This is a genomic window from Rhizobium sp. R339 (assembly GCF_002211395.1).
In the GTDB taxonomy this organism is placed as follows: Bacteria; Pseudomonadota; Alphaproteobacteria; order Rhizobiales; family Rhizobiaceae; genus Rhizobium.
In genome coordinates this window covers 50879-76670 of the sequence record NZ_LOKV01000023.1, presented here as the reverse complement: position 1 = coordinate 76670, position 25792 = coordinate 50879, and the positions used below count along the sequence as shown (strand labels likewise).

At 61.0% G+C, this 25792-nt stretch carries 25 protein-coding genes; 13 read left to right on the top strand and 12 right to left on the bottom strand.

Translation table 11 applies throughout. The features are described 5' to 3' along the window. Positions 1-9: 9 nt before the first annotated feature. Positions 10-645 carry a trimeric intracellular cation channel family protein gene (locus ATY76_RS19565; RefSeq protein WP_088676394.1) on the bottom strand — a complete coding sequence of 212 codons (636 nt, stop codon included), beginning with the start codon at positions 643-645 and terminating at the stop codon, positions 10-12. Between the two features lie 171 nt (positions 646-816). Between ATY76_RS19565 and ATY76_RS19560 the strand changes: the two genes are divergently transcribed. Further along, positions 817-1290, top strand: a complete 474-nt coding sequence (locus ATY76_RS19560; protein WP_088676393.1) for a hypothetical protein — start codon at positions 817-819, stop codon at positions 1288-1290. Position 1291: 1 nt separating this feature from the next. On the opposite strand, the gene ATY76_RS19555 is transcribed toward ATY76_RS19560, so the two are convergent. Further along, a complete protein-coding gene (locus ATY76_RS19555; RefSeq protein WP_088676392.1) occupies positions 1292-2077 on the bottom strand; it encodes a YdcF family protein in 786 nt (261 codons plus the stop codon). A 69-nt stretch (positions 2078-2146) separates the two neighbouring features. After that, a complete protein-coding gene (locus ATY76_RS19550) occupies positions 2147-2869 on the bottom strand; it encodes a YoaK family protein (RefSeq protein WP_088676941.1) in 723 nt (240 codons plus the stop codon). Between the two features lie 213 nt (positions 2870-3082). Here ATY76_RS19550 and ATY76_RS19545 point away from each other — a divergent pair, with 213 nt between their 5' ends. The 3 genes from ATY76_RS19545 (at position 3083) to ATY76_RS19535 (ending at position 5098) form a co-directional block, all read left to right on the top strand. Further along, positions 3083-3937 (top strand): helix-turn-helix transcriptional regulator, encoded by an 855-nt coding sequence (locus ATY76_RS19545; RefSeq protein ID WP_088676391.1) that lies wholly within the window; start codon positions 3083-3085, stop codon positions 3935-3937. A gap of 38 nt (positions 3938-3975) precedes the next feature. Then, positions 3976-4518, top strand: a complete 543-nt coding sequence (locus tag ATY76_RS19540; protein ID WP_088676390.1) for a YbhB/YbcL family Raf kinase inhibitor-like protein — start codon at positions 3976-3978, stop codon at positions 4516-4518. Positions 4519-4738: 220 nt separating this feature from the next. After that, positions 4739-5098 (top strand): carboxymuconolactone decarboxylase family protein, encoded by a 360-nt coding sequence (locus tag ATY76_RS19535; RefSeq protein WP_088686701.1) that lies wholly within the window; start codon positions 4739-4741, stop codon positions 5096-5098. A gap of 20 nt (positions 5099-5118) precedes the next feature. Here ATY76_RS19535 and ATY76_RS19530 read toward each other — a convergent pair whose 3' ends face one another. Next, on the bottom strand, positions 5119-6270 hold the full coding sequence (locus ATY76_RS19530) for an ROK family transcriptional regulator (protein ID WP_088676389.1): 1152 nt from the start codon (positions 6268-6270) through the stop codon (positions 5119-5121). Between the two features lie 239 nt (positions 6271-6509). On the opposite strand from ATY76_RS19530, the gene ATY76_RS19520 reads away from it, so the two are divergent. From ATY76_RS19520 to ATY76_RS19505, 4 genes are all read left to right on the top strand, one after another. Then, positions 6510-7541 (top strand): AraC family transcriptional regulator, encoded by a 1032-nt coding sequence (locus tag ATY76_RS19520; protein WP_088676387.1) that lies wholly within the window; start codon positions 6510-6512, stop codon positions 7539-7541. Positions 7542-7693: 152 nt separating this feature from the next. After that, positions 7694-8911 carry an alpha/beta hydrolase gene (locus ATY76_RS19515; RefSeq protein ID WP_088676386.1) on the top strand — a complete coding sequence of 406 codons (1218 nt, stop codon included), beginning with the start codon at positions 7694-7696 and terminating at the stop codon, positions 8909-8911. An 11-nt stretch (positions 8912-8922) separates the two neighbouring features. Continuing rightward, on the top strand, positions 8923-10857 hold the full coding sequence (locus ATY76_RS19510; protein ID WP_088676385.1) for a mechanosensitive ion channel family protein: 1935 nt from the start codon (positions 8923-8925) through the stop codon (positions 10855-10857). A gap of 65 nt (positions 10858-10922) precedes the next feature. Continuing rightward, positions 10923-11888, top strand: coding sequence for a hypothetical protein (locus ATY76_RS19505; RefSeq protein ID WP_088676384.1), 966 nt, complete (start codon positions 10923-10925; stop codon positions 11886-11888). Between the two features lie 26 nt (positions 11889-11914). Here the strand turns inward: ATY76_RS19505 and ATY76_RS19500 are convergent, their stop codons facing one another. Further along, a complete protein-coding gene (locus ATY76_RS19500) occupies positions 11915-13678 on the bottom strand; it encodes a hypothetical protein (protein ID WP_190233699.1) in 1764 nt (587 codons plus the stop codon). A 269-nt stretch (positions 13679-13947) separates the two neighbouring features. Between ATY76_RS19500 and ATY76_RS19495 the strand changes: the two genes are divergently transcribed. Next, on the top strand, positions 13948-14184 hold the full coding sequence (locus ATY76_RS19495; RefSeq protein WP_088676382.1) for a hypothetical protein: 237 nt from the start codon (positions 13948-13950) through the stop codon (positions 14182-14184). A 29-nt stretch (positions 14185-14213) separates the two neighbouring features. Here ATY76_RS19495 and ATY76_RS19490 read toward each other — a convergent pair whose 3' ends face one another. The 5 genes from ATY76_RS19490 to ATY76_RS19470 all read right to left on the bottom strand — a co-directional run bounded on the left by ATY76_RS19490 (position 14214) and on the right by ATY76_RS19470 (position 19675). Beyond that, entirely contained in the window at positions 14214-15368 is a 1155-nt protein-coding gene (locus tag ATY76_RS19490) for an AI-2E family transporter (protein ID WP_088676381.1), read from the bottom strand. 140 nt (positions 15369-15508) lie between these two features. Further along, positions 15509-16345 (bottom strand): polyphosphate kinase 2, encoded by an 837-nt coding sequence (ppk2, locus tag ATY76_RS19485; protein WP_088676380.1) that lies wholly within the window; start codon positions 16343-16345, stop codon positions 15509-15511. Between the two features lie 19 nt (positions 16346-16364). Further along, on the bottom strand, positions 16365-18065 hold the full coding sequence (locus tag ATY76_RS19480) for a SulP family inorganic anion transporter (protein ID WP_245310016.1): 1701 nt from the start codon (positions 18063-18065) through the stop codon (positions 16365-16367). Positions 18066-18170: 105 nt separating this feature from the next. Continuing rightward, a complete protein-coding gene (locus ATY76_RS19475; RefSeq protein ID WP_088676378.1) occupies positions 18171-19328 on the bottom strand; it encodes an HlyD family secretion protein in 1158 nt (385 codons plus the stop codon). After that, on the bottom strand, positions 19328-19675 hold the full coding sequence (locus ATY76_RS19470) for a DUF3302 domain-containing protein (protein WP_088676377.1): 348 nt from the start codon (positions 19673-19675) through the stop codon (positions 19328-19330). The genes ATY76_RS19475 and ATY76_RS19470 overlap by 1 nt, the downstream gene beginning before the upstream one ends. 271 nt (positions 19676-19946) lie before the next feature. Here ATY76_RS19470 and ATY76_RS19465 point away from each other — a divergent pair, with 271 nt between their 5' ends. From ATY76_RS19465 to ATY76_RS19455, 3 genes are read left to right on the top strand one after another with little or no spacing between them, the layout of a single operon-like run. Next, positions 19947-20261: a hypothetical protein gene (locus tag ATY76_RS19465; RefSeq protein WP_088676376.1), complete on the top strand. Its 315-nt coding sequence runs from the start codon at positions 19947-19949 to the stop codon at positions 20259-20261. A 42-nt stretch (positions 20262-20303) separates the two neighbouring features. Beyond that, on the top strand, positions 20304-21680 hold the full coding sequence (locus ATY76_RS19460; RefSeq protein WP_088676375.1) for a DUF3300 domain-containing protein: 1377 nt from the start codon (positions 20304-20306) through the stop codon (positions 21678-21680). Positions 21681-21709: 29 nt separating this feature from the next. After that, entirely contained in the window at positions 21710-22651 is a 942-nt protein-coding gene (locus ATY76_RS19455; protein ID WP_088676374.1) for a DUF2950 family protein, read from the top strand. Between the two features lie 59 nt (positions 22652-22710). Here ATY76_RS19455 and ATY76_RS19450 read toward each other — a convergent pair whose 3' ends face one another. Both ATY76_RS19450 and ATY76_RS19445 read right to left on the bottom strand, forming a co-directional pair. Then, on the bottom strand, positions 22711-23214 hold the full coding sequence (locus ATY76_RS19450) for a CYTH domain-containing protein (protein ID WP_088676373.1): 504 nt from the start codon (positions 23212-23214) through the stop codon (positions 22711-22713). A 31-nt stretch (positions 23215-23245) separates the two neighbouring features. Continuing rightward, positions 23246-23713, bottom strand: coding sequence for a hypothetical protein (locus ATY76_RS19445; RefSeq protein WP_088676372.1), 468 nt, complete (start codon positions 23711-23713; stop codon positions 23246-23248). Positions 23714-23971: 258 nt separating this feature from the next. On the opposite strand from ATY76_RS19445, the gene ATY76_RS19440 reads away from it, so the two are divergent. Next, entirely contained in the window at positions 23972-25765 is a 1794-nt protein-coding gene (locus ATY76_RS19440; protein ID WP_088676371.1) for a hypothetical protein, read from the top strand. Positions 25766-25792 lie beyond the last annotated feature (27 nt).

The following is a 25792-nucleotide window of genomic DNA, read 5'->3' as shown; positions in this document are numbered from 1 at the left end:
AAAGCCGCCTCACATGACATCGTCGGGATGCCGGCCGGGCTTGTGCTTGTAGGTCGGGAAGGTCCAGCCGAACCAGAGGGCGCCGCCGCGCACCGCAAAGGCCGCCACGACGCCGCAGGCGGACGCCAGATAGAGCTGCATCTCCAGCGCATTGGCGAGCGTGAAGACGCTCGCGCCGACGAGAGCGGCCGTCACATAGATTTCCGGCCGCAGTAGAACCGAAGGCTCGTTTGCCATCAGATCGCGCAGGATGCCGCCGAAGGTCGCCGTCAGCGTGCCGGTGACGATCGCGATAGTCGGCGAACCGGTTGCGGCAAGGCCCTTGGCCGCGCCGAGCACGCAATAGGCGGCAAGACCGATCGCATCCAGCCAAATCAGCAGGCGATAGCGCGATTCCAGCAGATGGGCGGTGAAGAAAACGAGGACGCCCATGACGCAGCAGACAAGGATATAGGCAGGGTTCAGCACCCAGAAGACCGGCACGCGGCCGAGCACGATATCGCGCACGGTGCCGCCGCCGGTGCCCGTCACCATGGCGAAAAACAGAAAGCCGATCAGGTCCAGCTGCTTGCGCGAAGCGGCGAGCGCGCCGGTGGCAGCGAAGAGCGCAATGCCGGCATAATCGAGATAGACGAGCAAGGACATGCGAACCCCGGAACCGGCAGAAATCCACCGAAAGAACCACGGCGGCAAGGGCGGCGCAAGGCGGCGCGGCCATAAAGCCGAAGTCTTTATTTGATGCATGTCGTTGTCCCAAAACCGCTACACACTTTTGGGCGGCGTGCATTGGGAGCCTTTATCCAAAAGAGGAAAGCCGTGAAACCGCTGGTGCTCGCCCTTCTCAATATCGTCCTGCTGCTTGCCATGCCCGTTGCCGCCTTCGGCCAGCAATCGCTGATCTCCGATCCGGAGATCTACGAGAAGAAGCACTTCCAGGAGCAGTGCAAGACGGCCGAATTCGCCGACGGCTTCATTACCAGGCAGGACATCAACAATGACGGGTTGATCGACGCGGTGGTCAACGAGGGCCTGCTGACCTGCGACGGACAGAAGGGGCCGCAATGCAACGACGACGGCTGCACCTATAACTTCTATCTGCAGGTTGCCGAAGGCGGTTATTTCATGATCGCGACGGCGCAAATCTACGGCTACGACTTCGTCCAGCGCTTCGGCAACATGGTGCTGGCGATGAAGATGCATCCGCGTTTCTGCGACCGCACCGAGGGCGATCCCTGCATCGTGACGGCGCGGGTGCGCGGCACCAAATTCGTCACCATCTCGAAGAAATAGTTCAGCGCGGATAGAGCTCCGACGTCCGGCCGGCGAGGTAGTAGCCGACGAGGCCGTACCATTCGCGGATCGCGGTCGCCATGTTCTGGGCATTGAGGTTCGGCTGGGTAAAATCGAGGCCGGGCCTTACCTTGCCATCGGTGCGGTAATCGGTCGGCCAGGGCACGACATCGATTCCGAGCTTGCGAAAAATGCCGACGGAGCGCGGCATATGGAACCCCGAGGTGATCAGCAGGCAATGGACAAGCCCCTGGCTCGCCAGGAATTCCTTGGTGTTGACGGCATTTTCGAAGGTCGTGCGCGATTGCCGCTCCTCGATCAGGCGATCCTTGCCGATGCCGAAGAGCGGGAAGAAGCGCTCGGCTGCGGCCGCATCGCCTTCATAGATGCCGGAGAGCGAGCCGTCGCCGCCCGAGATCAGAATGCGCGACTGCGGAAATTTCTGGGCGAGCCGTAAGGCTTCGATGAAACGATCGGCGCCGGCGTTGAATTCTATGCCATGGCGCGCCGTGTTGACCTCGTTTTCGAAGCCGCCGCCGAGCACGATCATGCATTGCAGGCTATCGGGATCGGCCGGCTTGACGAAGCGCTGTTCGAGATCCTGCATCAGCAGGTTGCCGGCCGTGGTGTAGAGCGTGACGAAGAGGATAAGCGCGGAGCCCGTGGCGCTGAGGACGCTCAGGACGCGCCAGCGCAGAAGACCGGCGACGAGGGCGAAGAAGACGAGAAAGAATGCCAGCGACAGCGGCTGACCAAAAACCCAGACAAGCTTCGAGACGACGAACAAGACCTACTCCTCGAGGATGGGACGGCGATCCTTCCTATCCGATTCGCCGGTGACAGGAATGCGACGGTCCTACTTCTCCGAGGCAACGGCCGAGCGATGCGCCGCGATCTTCTGGTTGAAGCGCCGTTGCAGCGGGCGCGGGATGAGCATGGCGGCGAATGCCAATGCCATGGCGAAGAGGGAGACCAGCCACAGGGCCTGCGCGCCCACCAGCCGCGTCAGGACGGCACCGGCGATCGCACCGAGGACCATGCCGCCCCAGGGCACGATCTGGATCGTCCAGTCTAGCCGGCGATCGCCGATGATCCAGCGGCCGATGCCGCGGCCGAACCGCGACAGGGCGCCGGTCACATAGGTCAGGCCGATCGGCAGGCCCTCGATATGCTCGACGGCCGCATTCACCATGCCCATGGCGAAGACGATCATGTAGAAGCGCATCATCAGCATGTCCCGCATGTTCAGCATCGACGCGAGCGCCAGAACGAGGCTGACGCTGCCGAGCACCACGAAAATACGGCGGTGAGAGACGTGCGAGATGACGATTCCGGCCGCATTGCCGAGCACGAAAACGAGGATGGCCGAAACCAGCACAGCGGCGTGATGGAGATTGCCGTCGCTCAGGGCGAGTGCAGCGCGCGTCGTGTTGCCCGTCATGAAGGACACGAAATCGCCGGTCAGCAGAAGACCGGTTGCATCGGTCATGCCGGCAAGAAAGGAGATCGCGCCGACGAGCGCGACCCCGGTCACGGTTCGTCGGGTGCGGATGATGCGGCGGCGTCTTGCTCTGGTCATTGGCTGAGGATCCTGAGGCCGAATCGCTGAGATTCCCGCAACAAGGATAAATCCTCTCGTTGAGGAATTGGCAAAGACGGTGGGATAGGCGGGAAAATTCTGCACGGACCGGCATATTGCCGGAATCGCCGTGGTGGTGTTCGCTGTCTTGGCTTCGGTCCCGCGATCTGGCAGATGAAGCTCATGAGCCATCATCGTATCGCTGGGGAATGCATGGAGCACGAGGATTTTCCCATTCCAACCGGAGCCTTGATCCGACAGGGCGGGCGGGCCTGCTTCTATCGTCTCGTCAATACGAGCCCCTTGCTGATACAGGTTCAGTCGGGAACGAAGATCGTCGCCGCCAATGACGACGCTTTGCGGTTCGAGGCGGGCGCCTATGGCCTGCTGCCCGATTATCAACCCCTGATGATGGAAAACATCCCCAAGGCACCGCAGCACTATCAGACCGTCGCCCTTCCCGTTCCCAGACAATTGTTCGAGGATGCCTATGCCCGCATGGGCTCGATTGCCGTCCCGCCGATGCCTCTTCCCGCGCGTTCTTCCGACATGCCGGCGGAAGCGGCCGCCTTGTTCGACTATTGCTGTCAGCCCGGCAATCTGGCCAGGCTTCCCGTCGCCATCGCCAAGGCACGCTTGATGGAACTCGTCACCTGGTTCGCGTTATCAGGAGCGGTGCTGGGCCAAAGCCGGAGCTCTCGGCTCGAAGACCGGCTGCGGCAGATGATCGAAACCGATCCGGCCTTCGGCTGGACGCTGCGGCATGCGGCGCACGCATTCAACATGAGCGAAGCAACACTCAGGCGCAGGCTGGCGGCCGAGAATAGCGGCTTCAGCGAAATCCTGAGCGATACAAGGATGAACAGGGCCCTCGCCCTTGTTCAGACGACCGCCCTTTCCATGGCGCAGGTCGCATTCGAAGTCGGTTACGACTCGCCGTCCCAGTTCGCGGCGCGCTTCAAGGAGCGGTTCGGCGTCAGTCCGCGCCATGTGCGCAACGGATCCGAGTTGTTTGAGCGGATCGGGACAGAAGTTGAGCATAGCGGGGCAGACGCGCTTTCGCAGTGACGATAGCTCTGCGGCATCATCAACCGCAGGAAAGCAAAATGCGTTTCATAACAGCACTTCTCGCCACGTCCCTCATCGGCACCACGGCCGCACAGGCCGAAATGAAGCTCACCTCCATCGATTTGACCGCCGGCAAGGCGATGGCCGAGGAGCAGGTCTTCAACAGCTTCGGCTGCCCGGGCAAGAACATTTCGCCGGAACTCGTCTGGTCCGGCGCTCCCGAGGGCACCAAGAGCTTCGCCATCATGGCCTACGATCCGGATGCGCCGACGGGCTCCGGCTGGTGGCACTGGTCGGTGTTCAACATTCCGGCAAATGTCTCGAAGATCGCCACCGGCGCAAGCGGTGAGAAGAAGCTCCCCGAAGGTGCCGTCGAAGGCCACACCGATTTCGGCACCTCAGGATATGGCGGCGCCTGCCCTCCGGCCGGCGATGCGCCGCACCACTATCAGTTCACCGTCTACGCGCTGTCGGTGGACAAGCTTCCCCTGCCCGACACGGCGCCCGGCGCCATGGTCGGATTCTATGTCAGGGCCAATACGATCGGCAAAGCGTCTGTCGAAGTCACTTACGGCCGCTGACCTCCGCTCGCTGTTGCGTTCGATCCGGCCATGAAGCCTAGCCGAGGTGTTTAGCCTCGGCCAAATGGCGCCGTATCGAGCGGTCTGCGAGCCGATGCCGGTTCGATTAGACGTGTTTTTCCTTGACTATCTCGACGTCCGGCCGAACCTGCCCGTCGGAAAATCTCTCAATCAGGAGAATAACGTGGCCGAAAACGAGCTATTCGAAAAAGGTTTGGAAATGCGCCGCGCCGTGCTCGGCGCCGAATATGTCGATAGAAGCCTCGAGAAGGCAGACGACTTCATGATGGCTTTCCAGCGGCTGACGACGGAATGGTGCTGGGGCTCCACCTGGACTCGGGAGGGATTGGACCGAAAGACGCGCTCGATGCTCAATCTCGCGATGCTGACGGCGCTCTCGAAGCCTTCCGAATTGAAGCTGCACGTCAAGGGCGCGCTGCAAAACGGCGTCAGCGTCGAGGAGATAAAGGAGATTCTCCTGCACGCCACCGTCTATTCAGGCATTCCGGCCGGGCTGGAAGCCTTCAAGGCCGCTCATGAGGTTCTTGTTGCGGAAGGGGCGATAACCGCTGGACGATGAAGCGGAGGCGCAGCGCGTCGTCACAAGACGGTTTCGACGAGTGGGATCAAGGCCGCGCCGATCGCGCCGGGGGCATCGATGACCTCGGCCACGGTAAGCTTGGGGACATCGCGCAATGCGCCGTGGCGAGGCAGGTTATTGAATTCGGTCCGTTCGATCAGCATTCTTGCCAGCGAATGCGGAAGCTCGCCGCCGAGGACGATCAAGGCCGGGTCGAACACCGCGCAGATGGCGTTGATGGCGCGGTTGTGCGCGGGCGCGACGCGGTCGACCCATTCGGCAACGCCGTCCCACTCCACCAGGTTTTCGTTTTTCAGATCCTTCAGCGTCAAGTCCTGATAGCCCCTGGCATGGAGTTCTTGAAGCAGGAGGCTGAGCGCAGGGCGGTCGTCGTAATCCTGACGCCCGAAGAGAACAGAATATTCGCCGGCATTGCCGAAACTGCCGCGAAACGGCATGCCGCCGGATACGAGGCCGCCGCCATAGCCGTGAAGATGGGCGATGTAGGCGAAGTCCGCGACATCGCGGCCGACACCGAAAATCGCTTCCGCCAAAGCTGCGGTTCTGGCGACATTATCGGCCCAGACCGGCAAGCCGAGCTGCTTTCCGAGCAGAGGCGCCAGATCGATCAATGACCAGTGCGCGAGCGGCAGCGGGCAATTGAAGGCCGTTTCCAACATGCGGTGGCCGGCGACCGCCAGACCGACGCCGAATACGTCGCGCCGCTTGGCGCCGCGGCGGGCGAGAAGCTCTTCGACCGCCGCTTCGATCCTGTCCATCTCTTCGGCCAGCGAAGATCCCGACTGGAGAATTTCCATGTTTTCCAGGGGTTCTCCGAACCCCATGAGACAGAGGCCGATCGAACCTACATTCACGGCAATGCCGAGCGTCAGGCACCAATCCCTGCAGAGCGTCAGCTCCGGACTCGGCGGGCCGGGGCGCCGGTTTTCCGAAGGCGAGAAGGCGATCATTCCCCGGTCGTGGAGCCGCCCGACAATCCTGTGCAAGGATTGCTGGGTGAGATCGAGCGGCTCGGTCAGATCAGAGCGTTCGATGCCAGGAGATTTCCAGATCAACCGCAAAAGATCCCGCTCATTGCGGGAGGCCACCCGCAATGGTTGAGAGTCGCGCAGAAAATGCGGCGCAACATGGTTTAGAGGGACGTACTTCATTTTCAGATCATTTTGATTTACACTGGGGGTGTGAAACTCGTCGGGGATGCTTTGCTTCTGCCAAACCGAGGTCCTGCCTGCTGCGTCGAGATTGGCCGAGCCAGCCGGGACGACAGTATTTTGGGAAGAGAAAGGGAGACTGATTCTGAGCGTTGGAGGGAAGGATATAGCCATGCCGCCCGAGATAGAAGAGGGCGTTTCGACCGGCAGGGTGTGGAAAACGGAAAGAGCCGAGCTGCATGGTATGGCTAAGATCTAATAACTCGCGGCGCGAGCATGATTATGGCTTTGTACCGACTCTTGAAGGTGACGACTTCGAGTCGATGGTGCGAGCCTTCACAACCGGCTACGGCGTCTTCGGCGCAAAGCCGCTGGGCGACGACCGAGCCTTCAACTGGGCAGCGGACATGAGACGAGGTGGCCCGCTGACGGCGGTTCACTCGGTTTACCCGACGTCCTGGAAAATCCGGACGCTCGACGAAAGCCCGCAACATCTTGCGCTTTTCATTCCCCATAAAGGGTCCTTTCAGCTGACGATCGGGAAGAGGACCGCAGATGGCGGACCAGGCCAGATTCTCATGGCCAACAATCATGAGGCCGACGATCGGTTGGTGCACGGTCCGCACCGTTCGGACGTGCTTTTCCTGGATTGGAAGGTCATGAGACGAACGCTCTTCTCGCTCCTGGAAACGCCGACCTTCGAATCGCTCGACCTAGAGCCCGTCGTGGACCTTTCAAGTCCGGCGGGCCGGCTCATCGGCAATCTGACGCAGACGATCATCCAGGGCATGCGCGACGGCGGTCCCCTTCTCTCCTCCCCGCTCGCCCTGTCGACAATGAGCGAAGCGCTGGCCGACCTGGTGATCCGCTTCGCCCAGCATCGTCTTTCCGGCCATTTCGAAAAAAAGAAAATCTCGGCGGTTGCGCCGTGGCATGTCCGGCGCGCGATCGACTACATGCATGCCAACATCGCCGAGCCTTTCACCATGTCGATGGTGGCCGATGAAGTCGGGATTTCACTGCGCGCGCTGCAAACCGGCTTCAAGACATTCCGCGGAACGTCACCCGGCGCCTACCTGCGCACGATCAGGCTGAAAGCCGTTCACGACCAGCTGCGAGATCCATTGAACCAGCAAACCCTCCGCGACATCTGCACGACCTGGGGCTTTTTTCATCCCGGCAGATTTTCCGCGATCTACCGCAGCGCTTTCGGAGAAAGCCCCAGGGACACGCGCTTGCGCGCCGCCATCGGCTTCGGTGCGACCGCATAGGCTTCGAGCTCACATCTCAGGAGCAATCGCACGGTCCTGTCGACCGCCTTGAAGGCGAACAGATATTACGTGATGCTACAGGCGCCGGCCTGTGCCGCCTGCTAATATTCAAGCCCAGAAGCCTCCTCCCCGAGCGATTGCTGGATGCGTGAATGGCAAAGCATAATGCGGTTCTTTTTTTCCTTTTGATTCTGACGAGTTGCGGATATCCGGAAGGCGTAATGACGCCGGTTTCAACGTCATTGTCGACGGCGCGGACATCCAAGGTCGATATGCTGGTTGCGACCACGCGATCGCCTTCCGGGGATCCGGCAACGCTCTTCAACGGCGAACGCAGTTCCAAGCCGCATCTGACCCAGATCTCGATTTCGATCCCGGCAAAACGCGAAGCGGGCACGGTGCAGTGGCCGAAGCGCCTTCCACCCGATCCTGCCACCGATTTTGCCGTGACCCATGTTCAGCAGATCGACACCGTCGCACAGGGGCGCGTGTGGTTCCGCCAGCATGTGAAGGGCGGACATGCGCTGGTCTTCATTCACGGCTTCAACAACACCTATGAGGATTCGGTTTTCCGGCTGGCGCAGATCGTGCACGACAGCAAGATGCAGGCGACCCCGATCCTGTTCACCTGGCCGTCGAGAGCTGAGATCACCGCCTACCAATACGACAAGGAAAGCACGAATTATTCGCGCACGGCGCTGGAGCAGGCGCTGCGCACCCTGGCCGCCGATCCTGACGTCAAGGACATCACCATCATGGCTCACTCGATGGGCACTTGGCTTGCCATGGAATCCCTGCGGCAGATGGGGATACGCGATGGCCACGTCAACTCGAAGATCCGCAATGTCATCCTCGCCTCGCCCGACATCGATATCCAGGTTTTCGCCAAGCAATATGTGGAGATGGGCGATCCGCGTCCGAAATTCACGATCTTTGTCTCTCAGGACGATAAGGCTCTTGCGGTTTCCAGCTTCATCACCGGACGCGTTTCCCGTCTCGGCGCCATCAATCCGGCGGAAGAGCCCTACCGCTCGAGGCTGGAAAAAGCCGGCATCACGGCCATCGACCTGACGAAGGTGAAAACGCACGACAGGCTCAATCACGGCAAATTTGCCGAAAGTCCCGAGATCGTCCAGCTCATCGGCGAACGCCTCATGACCGGCCAGACCTTGACGGATTCCAAGGTCACTTTGGGCCAGGGCATTACGGCCGTCGTCGGCGGAACGATGACGAATATCGGCACCGTCGCCGCCACCGCAGTCGCAGCACCGGTTGCGATCATCGAACAGCCTGTGACGAAGAAAAGACCGCCTCGTTCCGCCGACCAGACGCTCGACGGCGACCTGAAGCAACAGACGCTGACGCAGTGAGGAGTTCCGGGTTGAGATGGCTTCTTTCCTTTACCGCCGCCTTGCTCTTCGCGTTGAACGCTTTCGCGCAAACGCCTGCGGCCGATCCCGGTGAGAAGATCGACGAACTTGTGCGCCTTCTGCAGGATCCCGATGTCAAGGCCTGGCTTGATAGCCGCAAACAGGGGAGCGGGCCTGCGACACCGGCCTCACCATCGGCCAATTCAGGCTTGGCCAGATGGGAGGCCGGTGCGCGGGCGCGGGTGAACGAGATCGTGGCGGCCATACCCGCCATACCTGTCGAAGTGGCGGCGGCGGCGACAAGGGCAAGGCAGGATGCCATCAGTAGAGGCTATGCACCGGTTTTCGTCATTTTCGCCGGCCTCATCGCCTTTGGCCTTGTTGCCGAGGCTGCGTATCGAAGATTTGCCGTTCGCCGCGATACGCTGGTTGGCCGGCTTATCCCGGTCGGCATATTCGCGGGCGCCATGAGCATCGTGTTTTTCGCGATCGAATGGCCGCCTCTCGCGCGCCTGACGCTTCTTGCCTATCTCTCGGCGTTCATCCTGTTTCGACTGACGGCGGTGCTGCTGTCGGCGGCGGCAATCGACTCCCCGCTGCGCAGAAGGCTGTTGATCCTCTTCGGAGTAATCTGTTTTGCGGTCGCCACAGCGGCCGTCGGCGAGTCACTCGGCGTTTCCGCTGCCGTCAGCGAGGCAATCAATTACTGTTTCTCGGTGTTTGGACTGCTGCTTGCCATCGAGGCCGTGTGGTCGATCTGGGCGGGAAGCCGCAGCTGGAAAGTGGCGATAACGGGCTTCCTCGTCATCCTGTGGCTCGTCTGGTGTGTCGGCATGAAGGGCCTGTTCTGGATCGGCATCTATGCGCTCGTATTGCCGGGAATCCTGAGAGCCGTCGGCCGCATCGCACTGTCCTTCACCAGCGATTCCGGCAGCCTGCGCGGCATCCTCATCGCCCGCGGCGCGCGCGCCGCCGTTATCGCGCTCGCCGTCGGATGGCTTGCGCTCGTCTGGCGCCTCAATCCCGATACGCTGGGCCAGCGCGACCCGACGGTCGTCGCTCTATTTTACGGTGGCCTGAAGAGCGTTCTCATCCTCGTGGTCGCCGACCTTCTTTGGCAGGTGGCGCGGGGTTGGATCGACCGAACGCTCCGGGTATCGACCACGACCACATCGCTCGCGCCCGCCGACGCGGCCCGGCGTGCGCGGTTCCGCACGCTTCTCCCGATCTTCCGCAACGCGCTGGCCGTCGCCGTTGCCGTCATGGCCGGATTGATCGTGCTGGCGCAACTCGGCGTGCAGATCGGCCCGCTGATCGCTGGCGCGGGAATCTTCGGCGTGGCCATCGGTTTCGGCTCGCAGACTTTGGTCAAGGATGTCATCAACGGCGTATTCTACATGCTGGACGACGCCTTCCGCGTCGGCGAGTACATCCAAGCCAAGGACTACAAGGGAACGGTGGAGAGCTTCAGCCTGCGCTCGGTCCGCCTGCGCCATCATCGCGGGCCGGTTTACACGGTGCCCTTCAGCGAGTTGGGCGCCGTCGAGAACTTGAGCCGGGATTGGGTGATCGACAAATTCAGGATCACCGTCGGCTTCGATACCGACATCGAAAAAGCGCGCAAGCTGACCAAGAAGATCGGTGCCGAACTGATGGAAGATCCTGAACTCGGCCAGCATTTCATCGAACCGCTGAAGATGAAGGGTGTCGAGCAATTCGCCGACTACGGCATCGTGCTGAGCTTTGCCATGACGACGGTTCCCGGCATGCAGACCTATATCCGCCGCAAGGCCTACGCCAAGATCCGGGAGGTGTTTCTGGCAAACGGGATCTCGTTCGCGCAGCCGACGGTGCAAGTCGGAGGCGACGACAAGGGCGGCGGCGCGGCGGCGGCCACGCAAGCGATCCGCGCGCAGCAGGCGAGCGCTGCGACGCCGGCTAAATGATCTGGTCGGCTGGCGGCTGCAGGGAAGAACGCTGTCGCCGTTAGGCGATATCGCGGGAGATCGAAATGGCACCGATGGAGAACGGGCACGGCCAGGCGCGTCATGAACCTGCAAGCATTCGCGCGCAGCTTGATCGCATATTGGCAAGCCCGGAATTTCTTGCCTCCGAACGCGGCCGCCGCTTCCTGCAATATATCGTGGAACAGACGCTGGAAGGGCATGGCGAACAGATCAAGGCCTTTGCAATCGCACAGGCAGTCTTCGGGCGCGACGCCTCCTTCGATGCGCAGAACGATCCTGTCGTCCGAATCGAGGCCGGACGCATCCGCCGCGCACTCGAACGATATTATCTCGTATGCGGAAGCAGCGACCCGATAAACATCACCATTCCCAAAGGCGGCTATTCCCCGCGCTTTTCGAGTGGTGAAGCCATCTCGAATGCAGGCGAAGCGGTCGTTGCGTCCCATCGCGAGAACATCCAGCGACGGCCCGGGCATCGGCGACCGATAGCTTATCGCGATCTTCTGCTGCCGGCCGGCATTGCCGTCCTGATCGGTGCGGTAGCGGCACTCATCCTCGTCCGTCCGCTTGCATCCTACTTTGCAACGCCCGAAGCCCCGCCGACTTCCACCGCCTCGCCGGTGAACGGCAAGACGAGGATTGTCGTCGAACCCTTCGCGGCCCTCGGCGGCACCGAGCGAGGAGCGGATTTTGCCAAGGGATTGGTCGATCAGCTGATCGCCAAACTGATGAAGGTGGACAGCCTTGTCGTGCTTGCGCCCGGCCGATCCGGCATGGAGACGCTCGGTTCGCTGCTTAATCTGCAGGGAAGCGCTCTTATCGACGGCACGGTCCTGCATCTGCAAGTCCGCCTGATAAACGGCGCCGACGGCGCGGTCGTCTGGGCCAATCAATATGATCGCGACCTGCGCGGCCAAACAATTCTCGATGTCGAGGACGAGATTGCGGCTCAAATCGCCATGGAGATTTCACGCAGCCGCAAGCTCGGCGCCGCGGGCCTTCTTCCGTAGCGGAATCGTCCGTTCCAAATCGTTCGTCACCTTTCCGCCGGCGAGGCGACGGTCACCCCGGCGGCGCGCAGCCCGTCGAAGAACTTCTCCTGGTCCTCCGGCCGTTGCAGGCGCAGGGAAATCTCCTGGCGGATGTTCGTCATCAATGCCGGTGCGTGGTTTTGGAGCCAATCGCGCTCCAGCCTGGCCTCGTCCATCTTGCCTGCGGCTCCGAGAATGGACAGCAATGCGAGATGACGCATGGGGTTGCCGTCGAGATCGGATATTCGCGCCCATTGTTCCGCAGCTTCCAGATCGCCCCTCATCAATGCGCACATCGCCATCCCGCCCTCGTAATGGCCTCTGAGGCCGGCATTCTTGTCAATGGCGATGGCTACCAACTCGCAACCCGATTGCCATTTTCCGGACATCGCCAGCCGCAAGCCATATTCGCCCGCGACTTCCACGTCGTTGGGATCTGCGGCATAGGCCGCGGTCCCTGCCGCCAGCGCCTTGTCGATATCTCCTCTGAAGAAGTTCGCCAGCATGACGGCGCGCTGCACCCTGGGATCGTCGGGGGCGAGCGATGCTGCCCGCTCCGCCGAAGCGTTTGCCAGTTCGAGAGGTGCGGCCGAAACCGGCGTGCCGAGCTTGTAGCGGAATCTCACTTCATCGAGGTAGACCAAAGACAAGAGCGCCCAGGACGCAGCATCGTCGGGATCCCGCCGGGTGGCCTGTTGCAGGCACTCGCGCACCGCACTGTGGCTTTGCGCGGTCATCGCCCTCGTATAGCCGGCATAGGCGGGGCGGCAGGCAAAAACATGCTGATCCGCCTTCCGGGCCGGCTCTGCGACGACATCTGTCTCGGCCTGAAAAATGACGCCTTGCGGCTGCGCTATCGCGTCGGCGATCTGCCGGGCGATACTTGCCTGAATTGCAAGCTTGTTCTGAACACGAAGATCGCCATCGAAATTATCGGCCCAGATGACGGCTCCGTTCGCCTGGCGCACCAGCCTCACAACGGAGCGCAGCCTCGTCCCGTCCATCTGGACATTGCCCTGAAGCACGTAGCCGGCACGACCGCCGGTTATGGGATCGGCCATCACGACAATGTCATCGAGCTGGGCAAGCTGGCCGATAACGTCGTCTCTCAGGCCACGGGCGATATCCGAACCCGGCTCAACCGAACTGTTCTCCGCAAACGCCTCGACAGCAACGGTCGGCATGGCTGATGGCTGTGAGCCTGTCGGTACACCTCGCAGAATGAAAACCGCAGATGCAAGCGCAAGGAGGAGAAGCACGAGGGCAGTCGGGAGACCGGCTCCAAGGCGGCGAGTGGCCGGCGGAGCCGGAGAAGGCGCTTGCTGAAGCGGAGGATTTGGATCGGCCGATTCTTCGATGCGGGAAGGTTCCGGCTCAGCCGGCGGCGGAGCCGGTTCGTCCCGCAGATATTCGAAATGCGGCACATATCCGCCTTTAGGCACCGTGATGATGACCTCGTCCGCCTGGCCTGCGACGAGATAATAACGCTCCAGCGCCTTTCGAATCCGTCCGGCCTCGATCCGGACGACCGGATCATTCTGCGGGTCGAACGAAGCTTCCCGGCCGAACACCACATTGGCTATGGTGAACGCCTTCAGGAAGCTCGACCGACCGGCGAGCGTTTCGCTGACGACGAATTCCAGGAAATTTCGGCCGCGCTTCGGCGCGTGAAATTCCTCGCTTGCGAGAATTCGCTCGACTTGTCGGCAGATTTCCTCAGCCGTCGGCCCAAGGCTGCTGAACGCATTGACCTTCGTTGCGTTTCTCATGCTCGCCCCTACGACAAGATCACGCAATTATGTAAGCACCTTCTAAAGCATCATATCCCAGGAGCCTGGAGTTGCAAGAGCCGCTTCGCATTATCGAGCACACGTTGAAGCAAGCGGACCTGCGGCAAGTCGCCGGGATTTTTTCCCGAGCGCAACAACCGAGGATTCGTTGCCAAATCCGGCACATTTCTTTGTGATCCCGGGAACGATCCGACGCTTTCATCGCTTCGTATTCATTGCGGGGCATGTCTTGAATGCGGAGCTGATCGATGAGCCAGGAGCGCGGTCGCAGAAAACTGATGTTGAGACTCCCCGATATCCGGCATCTTCTGGCCGGCATGACCAGTGAGGCGCTCGGGGAAATGTTCGAAGCCTATGATCTTGCCGTCGATGCGCTGGAGCGGTTTCGAAAACAGAGCCCGATGGCAGAAGAACTGATCAGCGAGTATGAACAGCTCTGCCGCGAAATCGAGCAGGAGGTCGTGGTCTACTGCAAGAGCCGGTGAACTCGGCTGGTACAGGCTGCGACAACCACTCATTCAGCGGGCCCGATGCGTCCCGTCTGGACATCGAAACCGGCTGTGCTGCTTTCCGGCTCGCTCGAGATCACTTGCGGCCATGCCCAGGCCCTCAGGAGCTCATAGAAGACGCTGAGCACGATCGGCCCCAGAAACAGGCCCAGAAGCCCGTGGGAAAGAGTGCCGCCGATGACGCCGATCAGGATCACCGGCATCGGGGTCGAGAGGCCTCTCGCCATCAGGATGGGCTTCAATATGTTGTCGATGACCATGATTGGCACCGCAACGACGGTGAAGGCGAAGGCAATGGAGGGCGACCACGAAAACCACGACCAGATGATGACCGGAAGAAGCACGAGGCCAGGTCCCAGTTGCATCAGGCAAAGCATGAAGATCAAGAACGTCAGCGCACCGCGTGCCGGGACGCCGAAGACGGCAAAGCATAACCCGCAGAGGAGCGTCTGCAGGAAGGCAACGCCGATGACGCCTCGGGATACGTTGCGCACCGTGGCTCCCGCCAGCCGGGCAAAGCCGACGCCCTTTTCACCGGCGATCCGGCTCGCCAGCACCTGTATTGCTCCAGCCAGCCGTGCCGCTCTCGTCAGAAAGATGCCGGAAAGAATGATCGAAGCGACAAAGCTCAATACGCCGCCGCCGATCGAGGCGAGCTTTGCGACGATAACGGCCGCAACTTCACGAATGGGCGCCTGAAATTTGACGACGGTGGCAGCCAGATCGCCTGCAATTTGATTCCAGATGGTATGAAGCCGTTCGCCGACGACAGGCCATTCCCGAATGGTGGCCGGCGCCGAGGGCAGCGTAAAGTTCTCTGTCCATAATTTGCCGATCAGCGCCTGCGCGGCATCGGCGAAATTGACCGCAACGAGGGCGAGCGGCGCGATGATCAGGACGAGACAAAAGAGGACGATGATGATGGCCGCGATGACGGGCCGGTTTCCCATCACCCGGGAGAGCGCCTCGAACATCGGGAACAGCGCTATCGCAAGGATGGCCGACCAGATGACGATCAGTGCAAAAGGGGCGATGAGAACCAAGGTCCAATAAGCGAAAAGCCCGATGATGCCCAATCGGACGAGATCGCTTATCCTTGCCTCTATCGAAATCTGCCCCGGCCCCGCTGCCTGGGCCGCCCGATCGCCTGTATTCTCCATCGCTGCATCCCGTCCGCCTCATTCCAGAGCGGCTCAGCTTTTCAGGAAAAAGCAGGACCGCCCTAACCTTTTGTCCTGACGCAATTTTTGGCAAAAGCGCTTCGCGCTTCGCCTGGGAATTGCTTCAGGCCGAGGTCGCCTTACGACGTCGCGTCCGGCACGACGTGACGGACGCTGCGGTCTTCCATGAAGCCGGCCGGCCGCTTCTGGCGCTTCCCGAGATCCGGCGCTTCGAATTTCACGCGCTCGTAGGGGATGGACTGCAGGATGTGCGAGATGCAGTTGATCCGGGCGCGTTTCTTGTCATCCGAAGGCACGATCCACCACGGCGCATGATTGCTGTCGGTCATCCGCAGCATCTCGTCATAGGCGCGTGTGTAGTCCCACCAGCGCTGATAGGATTCGACATCCATCGGGCTGAGCTTCCACTGCCGCACCGGGTCATCGATCCGGCGCCGGAAGCGACGTTCCTGCTCTTCCTCGCTGACGGTCAGGAAGTATTTCAGCAGAATGACGCCGCTTTCGACGATCGCGGCCTCGAAGCGGGGCGCCAGTTCGAGGAAACGCTGCGCCTTTTTTTCGCTGCTGAACCCCATGACGCGGTCGACGCCGGCGCGGTTGTACCAGCTGCGGTCGAAGATGACGATTTCACCGGCGGCCGGCAGATGCGCGATATAACGCTGCATGTAGATCTGGGATTTCTCGCGGTCCGTGGGCGCCGGCAGCGCCACGACGCGAAAGACGCGCGGGCTGACCCTTTCGGTTATACGCTTGATCATGCCGCCTTTGCCGGCGGCATCTCGTCCCTCGAAGATGATGACGACCCTGGCGCCCGCCTTCTTAACCCAGGCCTGCAGATGGGCCAGTTCCACTTGCAGCCGCTCGATTTCCTTGTCGTAATCCCATTTCTTTTTCTTCTTGTCCTTTGCGACGCGGGCCTCTCCATCCGTTTGTCTCGGCTCGTAATTCTCGTCCATCTTTCTCCCTCCCGTTTGCCTAAAGTGCATGGCCCGCCGAAGCGGCATTGCCGGCCTCGCCGGCATTTCCAGTCAGCGCTCTCAACGCCTCTTCTCTGCCGTTGAAAAAATTATCGGGACCGATCTCCTTGACGACGCCCGCACGCTCGAGAATGCCGCGGCTTTGCTCGCCGAGATCGGCCACCGCGAAGACGATATTCCGTTTGGCCAGAACCTTCGCCACGGCGTCGAGCGCAGCCGCGCCGGTGCTGTCGATATGGGTGACGGCGCCGGCATCGAGCACGAGGCATCTTGTGTCGGCGGGAAGCTCCTTTGCGACCGAGGTCAGCCGCAAGCGCACATAATCGGCGTTGTAAAACAGAATGCTGCCCTGGATCGTGAAGACGGCCGCACCCTCGATGGGGCGAGCCTCCGGAAAGCGCGCGAGCTCGAAGAAACCGGGCCGCCCTTCGATGCGACCGAGAAGGCCGTCGCGGGGGAACATCGTCCGACGCAAGAGATAGACAAGGGTTGCGGCAACCGCGACGACGACGCCGTTGAGAACGCCGAAGCTGATCGCGCCCCACATGGCGATCAGCGCGAAAATGAATTCCATGCGGCTGATGCGCCAGATCTTTTTCAATTCGTGAACGTCGATGAGGCTGATCGCCGCTGTTGCGAGAATTGCGGCAAGTGCCGGGATCGGGAGGATCCGCAGCGCGCTTTGAAGGAAGACGAGGGCGGCAATCAAGGTCGCGGCCGAAACCAGGCCGGCGAGTTGCGAAACGCCACCTGTCGCCAGGTTGATCGCGGTTCGCGAATCCGAGACGCTGACGGGAAACGAACCGAAAAGGCCGGGTGCGATATTGGCGGCACCAAGCCCGACCAGCTCCTGATTGGCATCCACTTCCTCGCCGGTCCGCGATCCGAAGCTTCTGGCCGCGACGATGCCGGCGCCGAAGCTGACGAGGAAGATCGCGGCCGAACCGAGCACGATCTTGTCGAGAGGCATCTGATGCAATGCGGGCAGGGACAGGCTCGGCAGTCCGCTTGGAATGTCGCCGACAACGGCGATGCCCCGGCCCTCAAAGTCAAAGACCGCGGAAAGAACGACCGAGAGGACGACCACTAGAACCGGGCCTGGAATTCTGAAGCGAAAGGCCCGGACAATCCATAACAGCATGAACATGGCGAGGCCGAGCACGAGCGAAGGCCAGTGGATCAGGCCGCTCTTGGCGAGCATCTCGGCGAGCGGCGGGATCAATCCGTCCGATTCGATCTTCACCCCTGTGAAACGGCCGATTTGCCCGACGAGGATCGACAGCGACACGCCGGCAAAAAATCCGACGAGGATGGGACGGGATAGGAAACTTGCGAGAACGCCGAGCCTCAGCAATTTTGCCGCGATGCAGAAAATGCCGACACCGAGGGCAAGGGCGGCGGCGATGGCGACCCTATTGGCGTCCGCGCCAGCGGGTTCGGCTGCGATGATGGCGCCCATGGCGGCCGCCAGCACCGTCATGGTCGCGGCATCGGGGCCGACGACCAGAAGCCGGGAGGGACCGAAGATCGCATATGCGATCGGCGCGACGATGCTGGCATAGATGCCCGTTTCCGGTGGCAGGCCGGCGATGGCGGGATAGGCGATGGCGCTCGGCAAGCCGACGGCGGCGATCGACAGCCCGGCCGGAATGTCACTGCGGAGCCAGTCTCTGTTGAAGCCGGCAAGGCCCCGCAACATCGGAAGACTTCCTATCACGGCTGGCTCCCTATCCCTTGCCCTGGCGCCCTTGTGCCCATCCTCGCCCAAATCGCATCGGCGACGGCTCCAGGAGCGGCATCCGTTTCAGTGCTCGAGGAACACGTAATTCATCCAGCTGCTCATGCGCAGCAGGACCTTGCGGAGAATGGCGACGTGGTGCCAATGGTGCGTGTAGACAGCGACGTCCGCGACCACCCCGCCCGGCAGCTGATATTCATCGGTATTTTCGAGCAGCTCGATCCGAGCCAGCGTTTGCCCGGCAGCCAGGCGCTCGGGTGATTGCGGGTCGATCAGCGCGCCGCTCGGCTGCAGCTGGCCCTGGGCCATCACATCGATGACTTCCTGCACCCGGGCCTTGAATATCTTGCCGGGCACGGCTTTGAAGGAAACCTCCGCCTCGTCGCCGACGCGGACGCGCTGCAGCGAGTTCTGGATGAAGGCGGCCGCCAGCATGCGGTCCTGGCTGTCGATGAAGACCATGACCGGCCGCAGCGGAAGCGGATTGGCCATCATTCCGGGACGAAGGAAGACCTGCGTGACATAGCCGTCTGTCGGCGCCCGCACGACCGTCTGGTCGAGCTCGTATTCGGCATTCTTCAATTCCGCCTGCAACCTGGCGACCGTCGGATTCGTTCCGTTGATTTCGGATTCATAGGCAAGCTTTGCCTGCACCGCTTGCGCGCGGGCCGTATCGACTGCAGCCTCGGAAGTCAGATAGATGCCGCGCCGGTTTTCGACCTCGAGTTCGGAAAAGACCGCGCCCCTGCCGCTCGACTTCGCATTTTCGTTCGACTGCTGGAACTTTTCGAAGGCCTGCAAGGACCTGTCCCTCGAGGCTTCTGCGCCCGTAACCGCCGAATTGGCGGCGTCCACCGCCGCTTTCAATTGCAGCACGGTCTGCTCGGCTTCGGCGAGCGCGGCTTTTTTCTGATCGACCGAAAACTGGTATGGACGAGGATCGATGCGAAAGAGGATGTCGCCCTTCTTCAACGGCACGTTGGGCGTCACCGGAACCTCGACGACCTGGCCTCCGACAACGGGAATGACCGGAGCCGAGGTGAAATAGATGCGCCCGTCGCTCGAATAGGGATGATTGTAGCTCATCAGAAGCAGGAGGGCGGAGATCAGGAAGATCCCGCCGAGAACGGCCGTCGCGAGCGTCCATTGGTTCACCGGAATCCTGAATATCTTGAAGATCGTCCAGCAGATCGCGGCATAGGTCAGTATGAGGAGCAGATCCATCAGGCGTTCTCCCTCTGCGGCTCCGAGGTTTGCGCCTCGAGCTCGGCGATCCGGGCATGGAGACGGGCAATTTCCGCATTCGCTTCGGCTTCCGCCGAAAGCTTTCCGTCCTGCCGGATGCCCCAGCCGCGGTCTTCGCGGTAAATCGTTGCCCAGATGAACAGGAACGGCCAGATCGCATGCAGCGTGAAGAGGCTGACCCATCCGGCAACATGGATAGCGTCCTGATGGGGGTGATTGCGCGCCTTGGCCATCAGATGCGGAATGTCGTGAATGGCAATCACCGCATAGAAGAGCGTGACGACGACGAACACCAGCACACCCAAGGCAAAATAGTCGAGAAACACGACCCCTCTCCTTCCGGCTTGATCCAGCCGAGCCATTGATCGCAAGCGAGAATGGAATAGTAGGCCCGTTTCGGTGCAAAGGCCCGTAGCATCGCGTAATCTCTATCGAGGCGTTCGCCGATGATCCGACGGATGAAATTGCCTGTGCGGCGGGGAGAGATGCGAGATCAGCGAACCGCATCGTAAGATCGCGTATTTTACGTCTGCAGCCGGTTCGACTGTTATATAATTTCTCTCATCTGCTTAGCGCAGTTCGGCGGCGGGGGCGGAAATGGCGTCGGGAGAAGGCACATCGACTTATTTATCCGCCCTTGAGACGGCCGAGGCTTATTTTTCCGACCAGGCGCGGCTGGTGCAGCGCCTTTTCTATGTCAGCGAGGCATTTCGCAGCATGTGCGAGGATCTTGCTGCCGCAGCCGAGGCTTTGGCGCATGTCGAGCAATTGCCTCTCCCGGTACGGGAGGCGCGGCGGCTGGAATATGCGGGCCTGGTCGAAGCGCTGTTGAAAGAGATGCGGGAGGCGATATCGCAATCGAAAATCGTGATGCTCCGGCGGTCGCCTGCCGCCGGTCCCAAGTCTCCGTGAACACATCCGTCATGCAACTGAATCAGGGGAGGTCGACGTGCGATGAAAGCAATGTCCCGCAAACTGCTGGGTGGATTGTCGGCTCTGGCGATCATCGCGCTGCAGCCGGCCTTTCCCACGCGAGCGCAGGCTCCCGCCCCGGCTGCCGCGCCTGCCCAAACGGGCACAGAACAAGCTGCGGCGACCCTTCTTTCGGAAGATGAACTCGAGGTGCTGGTGGCGCGGATCGCGCTCTATCCGGACGAGCTGGTGGCTGCAATTTCGGCAGCATCGCTCTTTCCCCTGCAGATCATCGAAGCCCAGCGTTTTCTGGACGCGAAAAAGAAAAACGCCGATCTCAAGCCCAAAAGCGATTGGGACGGCAGCGTTGTTTCGCTGCTCAACTACCCTGACATTGTCAAGATGATGAGCGAGGATCTCGATTGGACCCAGTCGCTCGCCGATGCGCTCGCCAATCAGCAGAAGGACGTCTTGATCGCCATTCAGCAGCTTCGCGACGAGGCGGTGGCGAAAAACATCATCAAGACGGATGACAAGGTGACCGTCGTCACCGAAAACGACAACGTCATCATCCGGCCGACCGATCCCGAGAAGATCTATATCCCGCAATATCCGCCGGAAATGCTCTATGAGCCGGACTACGCCGCAGAGCCGATCTCCTATTATCCGGACTATTACGACAACTATTACTATCCGGGCGCGGGGTTCTTTGCCGCCGCCGTCACCGGGCTCACCTGGGCGGCCATCGTCAATTGGGACGACTGGGGCGTGTGGGGCGGTCGCTGGGACGGCGATATCGACATCGATTGCAACAATTGCCTAAACAATCGCAACTTCAACGGAAAAATGAAGTGGAATGACGTCGACTGGGCGAATGTCGACCGCAGCAAGCTCAGCATCGGCAAGGATCAGCTTGCCAAGCTGGACCGGTCGGCGATCAAGTCGGGGCTTCAAGCCGACAATCGCAATCAGCTACGCAACAAGGCTGCGGACATGAAGGCGGCGCAGAGGCCGGGCAATCGCGGCACGGCGGCGCGCGCGGACGATATCAGAAAAGGAACGGTGCAGGGGCTGAAGGCCAAACCGCAGGCGAACAAGCCGACGGCCGCCAATCGCCAGAACGTGTCCCGGCCGGAAAATCGTCCGCAAAAATCCGCCAATCGCCCGGCTAAACCGACGCAGAAATCCGCCAACAGACCCAGCAAACCGCAGATGGCCGCCAGGCCCGACAATCGCGGACGCCAGCCAAGCGCGCTCGGCAATGTTCAATCCGGCCGCCAGCAGGCCGTCGCTTCGAAACGAGGGGCGCAAAGCATGGGCGCTCACCGCCAGTCAGCGCGTCCCGTTCATCACTCGCGCCCGATGCCGTCGCGCGGCGGCGGCCGCGGCGGCGGCGGTGGCGGCAGGGGACGGCGATGACACCCATTACGAGCCCATGGAGTTACGTCATGAGACCTCAATCAATCGTAATCCCGCTCATGCTCGCCACAGCGCTTTGCGCGGCGCAAGCAACGCCGGCGCTCTCGCAAGGACGACAGACGGATCTCGCCGAATACAAGGCGGCAACGCCTTCACCGCAGTTCGAAAGCCCGGCTGCGGCGCTCGATCGGCTGAAATCGGTGCTCGGCTCCGATAATATCGGGGATCTCGCCGATGTGCTTGGCCTGAACGCGGACAGGCTGCGCGCCAGCAACGAGGCAATGATCGCTTATGGCCTGATCCGGGAGGGCGCCGGGCGCCGGATGAGCCTGAAAGACGCCGAAGGGGCAAAGATCGTGTTAATAGGCGATCGGCTCTGGCCGCTGCCGTTTCCGTTGACGGAAAACAAGGACGGCAAATGGTCCTTCGATACGCAACGCGGCCTTGAGGAGATCGTCAATCGCCGCATCGGCGAAAACGAACTCGCGACGATCGACACCATGCATGAATATGTGGCGGCGCAGTATGACTATGTTTCCGCCGACCGCGATGGCGACGGCATTTACGAGTTCGCAAAAAGATTGATCAGCAGCCCGGGCAAGCTGGACGGTCTCTACTGGGATCCCAATGTCTATCCCGAGGAAAGCCCGGCAAGCGGCCTGGTCGAGACGGCCGCCTTCGGCGCCGCCAAGCGCGGCGAAGGTTATTTCGGATACCGCTATCGCATCCTGACCGCCCAGGGCGACAACGTTCTCGGCGGCAAGCAAAGCTACGTGATCAACGGCTACATGACGGGCGGTTTTGCGCTCATCGCCTGGCCAGTCACATACCGCGTCACCGGCGTGCAAACATTTATCGTCAACGGGATGAGCGTGATCTACCAGCGTGATCTCGGACCGCAGACGGAACAGCGCGCCGCCGCGATTAAGGAATTCAACCCAGACGCCAATTGGACCATCGTCAGCGAATAGGATATTCGGGCGGTTCGGTATCTTGCGAAAGCGCTGGACCGTTCCAGACGGAAAGCCGTTCAGACTTTTCCTGAAATTGTTCCAGCCGTTCGCGCCTCATGCGGCTCACACAGGGCAGCAGCCATGGCGCGATTGGAGTAGCGTTTGATGCCCGTGACTTCATGCCCGAGCCATTGCGGCAGGTCGGGCCGATCGTCTTCGCTTGCCATCTCGATCTCGGCGAGCGTCAATCCCTCATAGGCTCCGGCAAAGACGTCGACATCCCAGTTTCTGCCGTCATGAAGGACGCGGTAGCGGGTCTTTTCAATGACATGACCGGTCGCATGAAGAAGCAGGTCTCGCGCCTCCTCGACAGGAATCTCGTATTCATATTCGTCTTTGGCGAGCCCCGCAGTGCGGAATTTGATCGTCAGGCAGGCGGAACGGCCGTCAATTAAACGGACACGCACGGAGTTTTCATCGTACGACAGGTAAGCTTGCTGCAACACCTGTGAGATGACGGCGCAATCGCGCCAGCTATCGTTGCGCACGAGGAACTTGCGCTCGATCTCGGTCGCTTTCACGGTGATATTCCTTCGTTCCCGCTTCTGTCGGTCAATCGACAGGCGGCTCCCAGGTGAGGAAGAAGCCGACGTCCCCTGGCATGCCTTCCGGGAAGTTGATGATCATAGCCTTCAGCCCATAACCCTGCGGTTTGGCAACCTCCTCGAAGAGTTCGAGAAGTTCCTTTGCCTTTCCCTGCAGCGTCTTCTGCCACCCGGGCAGACCATTATTGATGGCCCGGCCGCTATCCGTGCAGAAACTCGATGGAAAGCTGTAGATCAGCGCTTCATATTTACCGTCCGCGGCCGCCTTCATGACCAGCCGCTTGATGACGGTGCGTTCCGTTTCACCGATCTGCTTGCGGAAAAAGTCCTCGACGAAATCCGCGTGTTTCTTTGCTTCGCGCGCCTTGATCTTTTCGCTGCGCTCCATCTCGAGGAGCTGAAGCTCCAGAGCACGTTTGCGCAATTCCTCCGCGCTGGTCATGGAATGGGGAGTAGAGGTCTCAGGTGACGTCATCGCAGCTTCCTCCATAATACAGGGGAATGATAGAGCGAGCAGGGAGACTAGGGCAGTAAGATACATGTCCTCTCTGGTAGAATACGGTATCCTACGCCAGCGTTCCGCAAGTTGTGACTTGCGCCGCTTATTCAATTGGCCGGATTTGTTTAAGGTCGATCAGGCAATTCCTTGGGCGGCATTGCCGCCACGCCAAGCCGAGACTATGGTGGGATAGCGTGCAGCGGCTTGTCCGCAATCGGAATCCGGGGGAAACCGATGCAAAGTGCAGGCATTGACAGGCAGGCCCCTTCGCAGGAAGAGGTGCAGCAGCAACTCGAGCGCATTCTTTCGAGCCGGGAGTTTCGCCTTCCCGAACGGGCAAGAAGATTTCTTGAATTCGTCGTTACGGAAACGCTTGCAGGCCGCCGTGACTACCTGAAAGCCTTTACCATCGCCCAGGCCGTTTTCGGCAGGGATGCGAACTTCGATGCCCAACAGGATCCATGCGTCCGTATCGAAGCAGGCCGGCTGCGACGGGAGCTCGAACATTACTACCTGACAGACGGCAGCGCCGACCGGATCATCATCACAATTCCCAAAGGCGGCTACGCGCCGGTTTTCGAAGCAGTCAGGGGCGCCGAGCCCATGGACATGCTGCCGCTCGATCAGTCCGATCGGTCGGGATTGCCAGGAGATGACGCCGAACGGGCCGAAGTGGCGGAGGATCCGGTCGGCCGGGACAAAATGAACCGGCGCTTGCCGCGGCCGCGATATCGGCTGCTGGCCGCGGGTGCGGTGATTATCGTCGCCGCGGCGGCCATCATGTTTCAGCAGATGAGATCGCCGGGCCTGGAACGCGAGACGGCATCGGCAGCCGACCATCGCCCCACCATCATCGTCGAGCGTTTCGACAGCGGCTCCGGGGGAAGGCTTGGATCCGACATCTCCCGCGTCATGACGGATGAAATCATCGAAAAGCTGGTCCGCTTCGACGACATTGTCGTCGTGACCGCGATGCCGCGGAACAAAAACGGCGAAGCTTCGCCGGAAGCGCTTTACGCTCTCCAGGGAAGCGTGAGGCTCGAGGGCAGCAAGCTGCACTCGACGGCAAGGCTCGTACGGCGGTCGGATGCGGCGGTGATCTGGGCCAGCAATTATGATGCCGACATGACGGTGCAGGGCACGCCGAAAACGCAGGCAATCCTTGCCGGCGATATCGCGACGGCGGTCGCGCGCCCGTTCGGCGTCATATTCCAGAGCGATACCGCCACGATCGCCGGCAAGGCCGATGCTTTCTCATGCATCCTGTCCTACTACAGCTACCGCAGCGAAATGACCGTACAGGCCCAGACGGTGGCGAAATCCTGCCTGCAGCAGGCCGTGGAAAAAACGCCGGCCGATTCGAATATCGTCGCCCTGCTTTCGTTGATTCATCTCGACGAGTTCCGCTTTTCATACCAGCTTCAGCTGAAATCGACGGCCGCAACACTCGGCGTCGCAAAGGAGCTTGCCGAACGCGCCGTGCGGCTCGACCCGAAGAATGCGCGCGCGCTCCAGGCGCTGATGCTTGCCCAGTTTTTCAGCGATGATCCGGCTAGCGCGCTCGTTGCCGGCGCTGCCGCCTATGCCAGCAATCCGAACGATACCGAGGTGGCAGGCGAATACGGCCTGCGCCTGTCGATGTCGGGGGAGTGGGATAAAGGCTGTACGCTGATTTCGGAGGCCGTCGGCAAGAATGCCGGGCCTCGCGGCTATTACGAGGTCGGAATGGCGCTCTGCGCCTTCATGCGCGGCGATACACAGGCCGCGGAACTATGGTCGCGCATGTCGGACCTCAATTACAATCCGATGCATCGCCTGGTCCTGCTCTCCATCCTCGGCGCCCGTGGGAAAACGCAGGAGGGGGAGGAACAGCTCGATTGGATCAACAGTAAGGCACCCGCATTGATCCCCAACGTCAGACGCGAAGTGATCAAGCGGCTGGCGCGGGTGGAGGATCAGGAGCGGTTCTTTGCGGGGATGGAGGCCGCCGGGGTGTCGGTGCAGGAGGGTGAAGCGCAGAGGGAGTGATGGTGGTGGTGTGGATGTGGCGTCAGG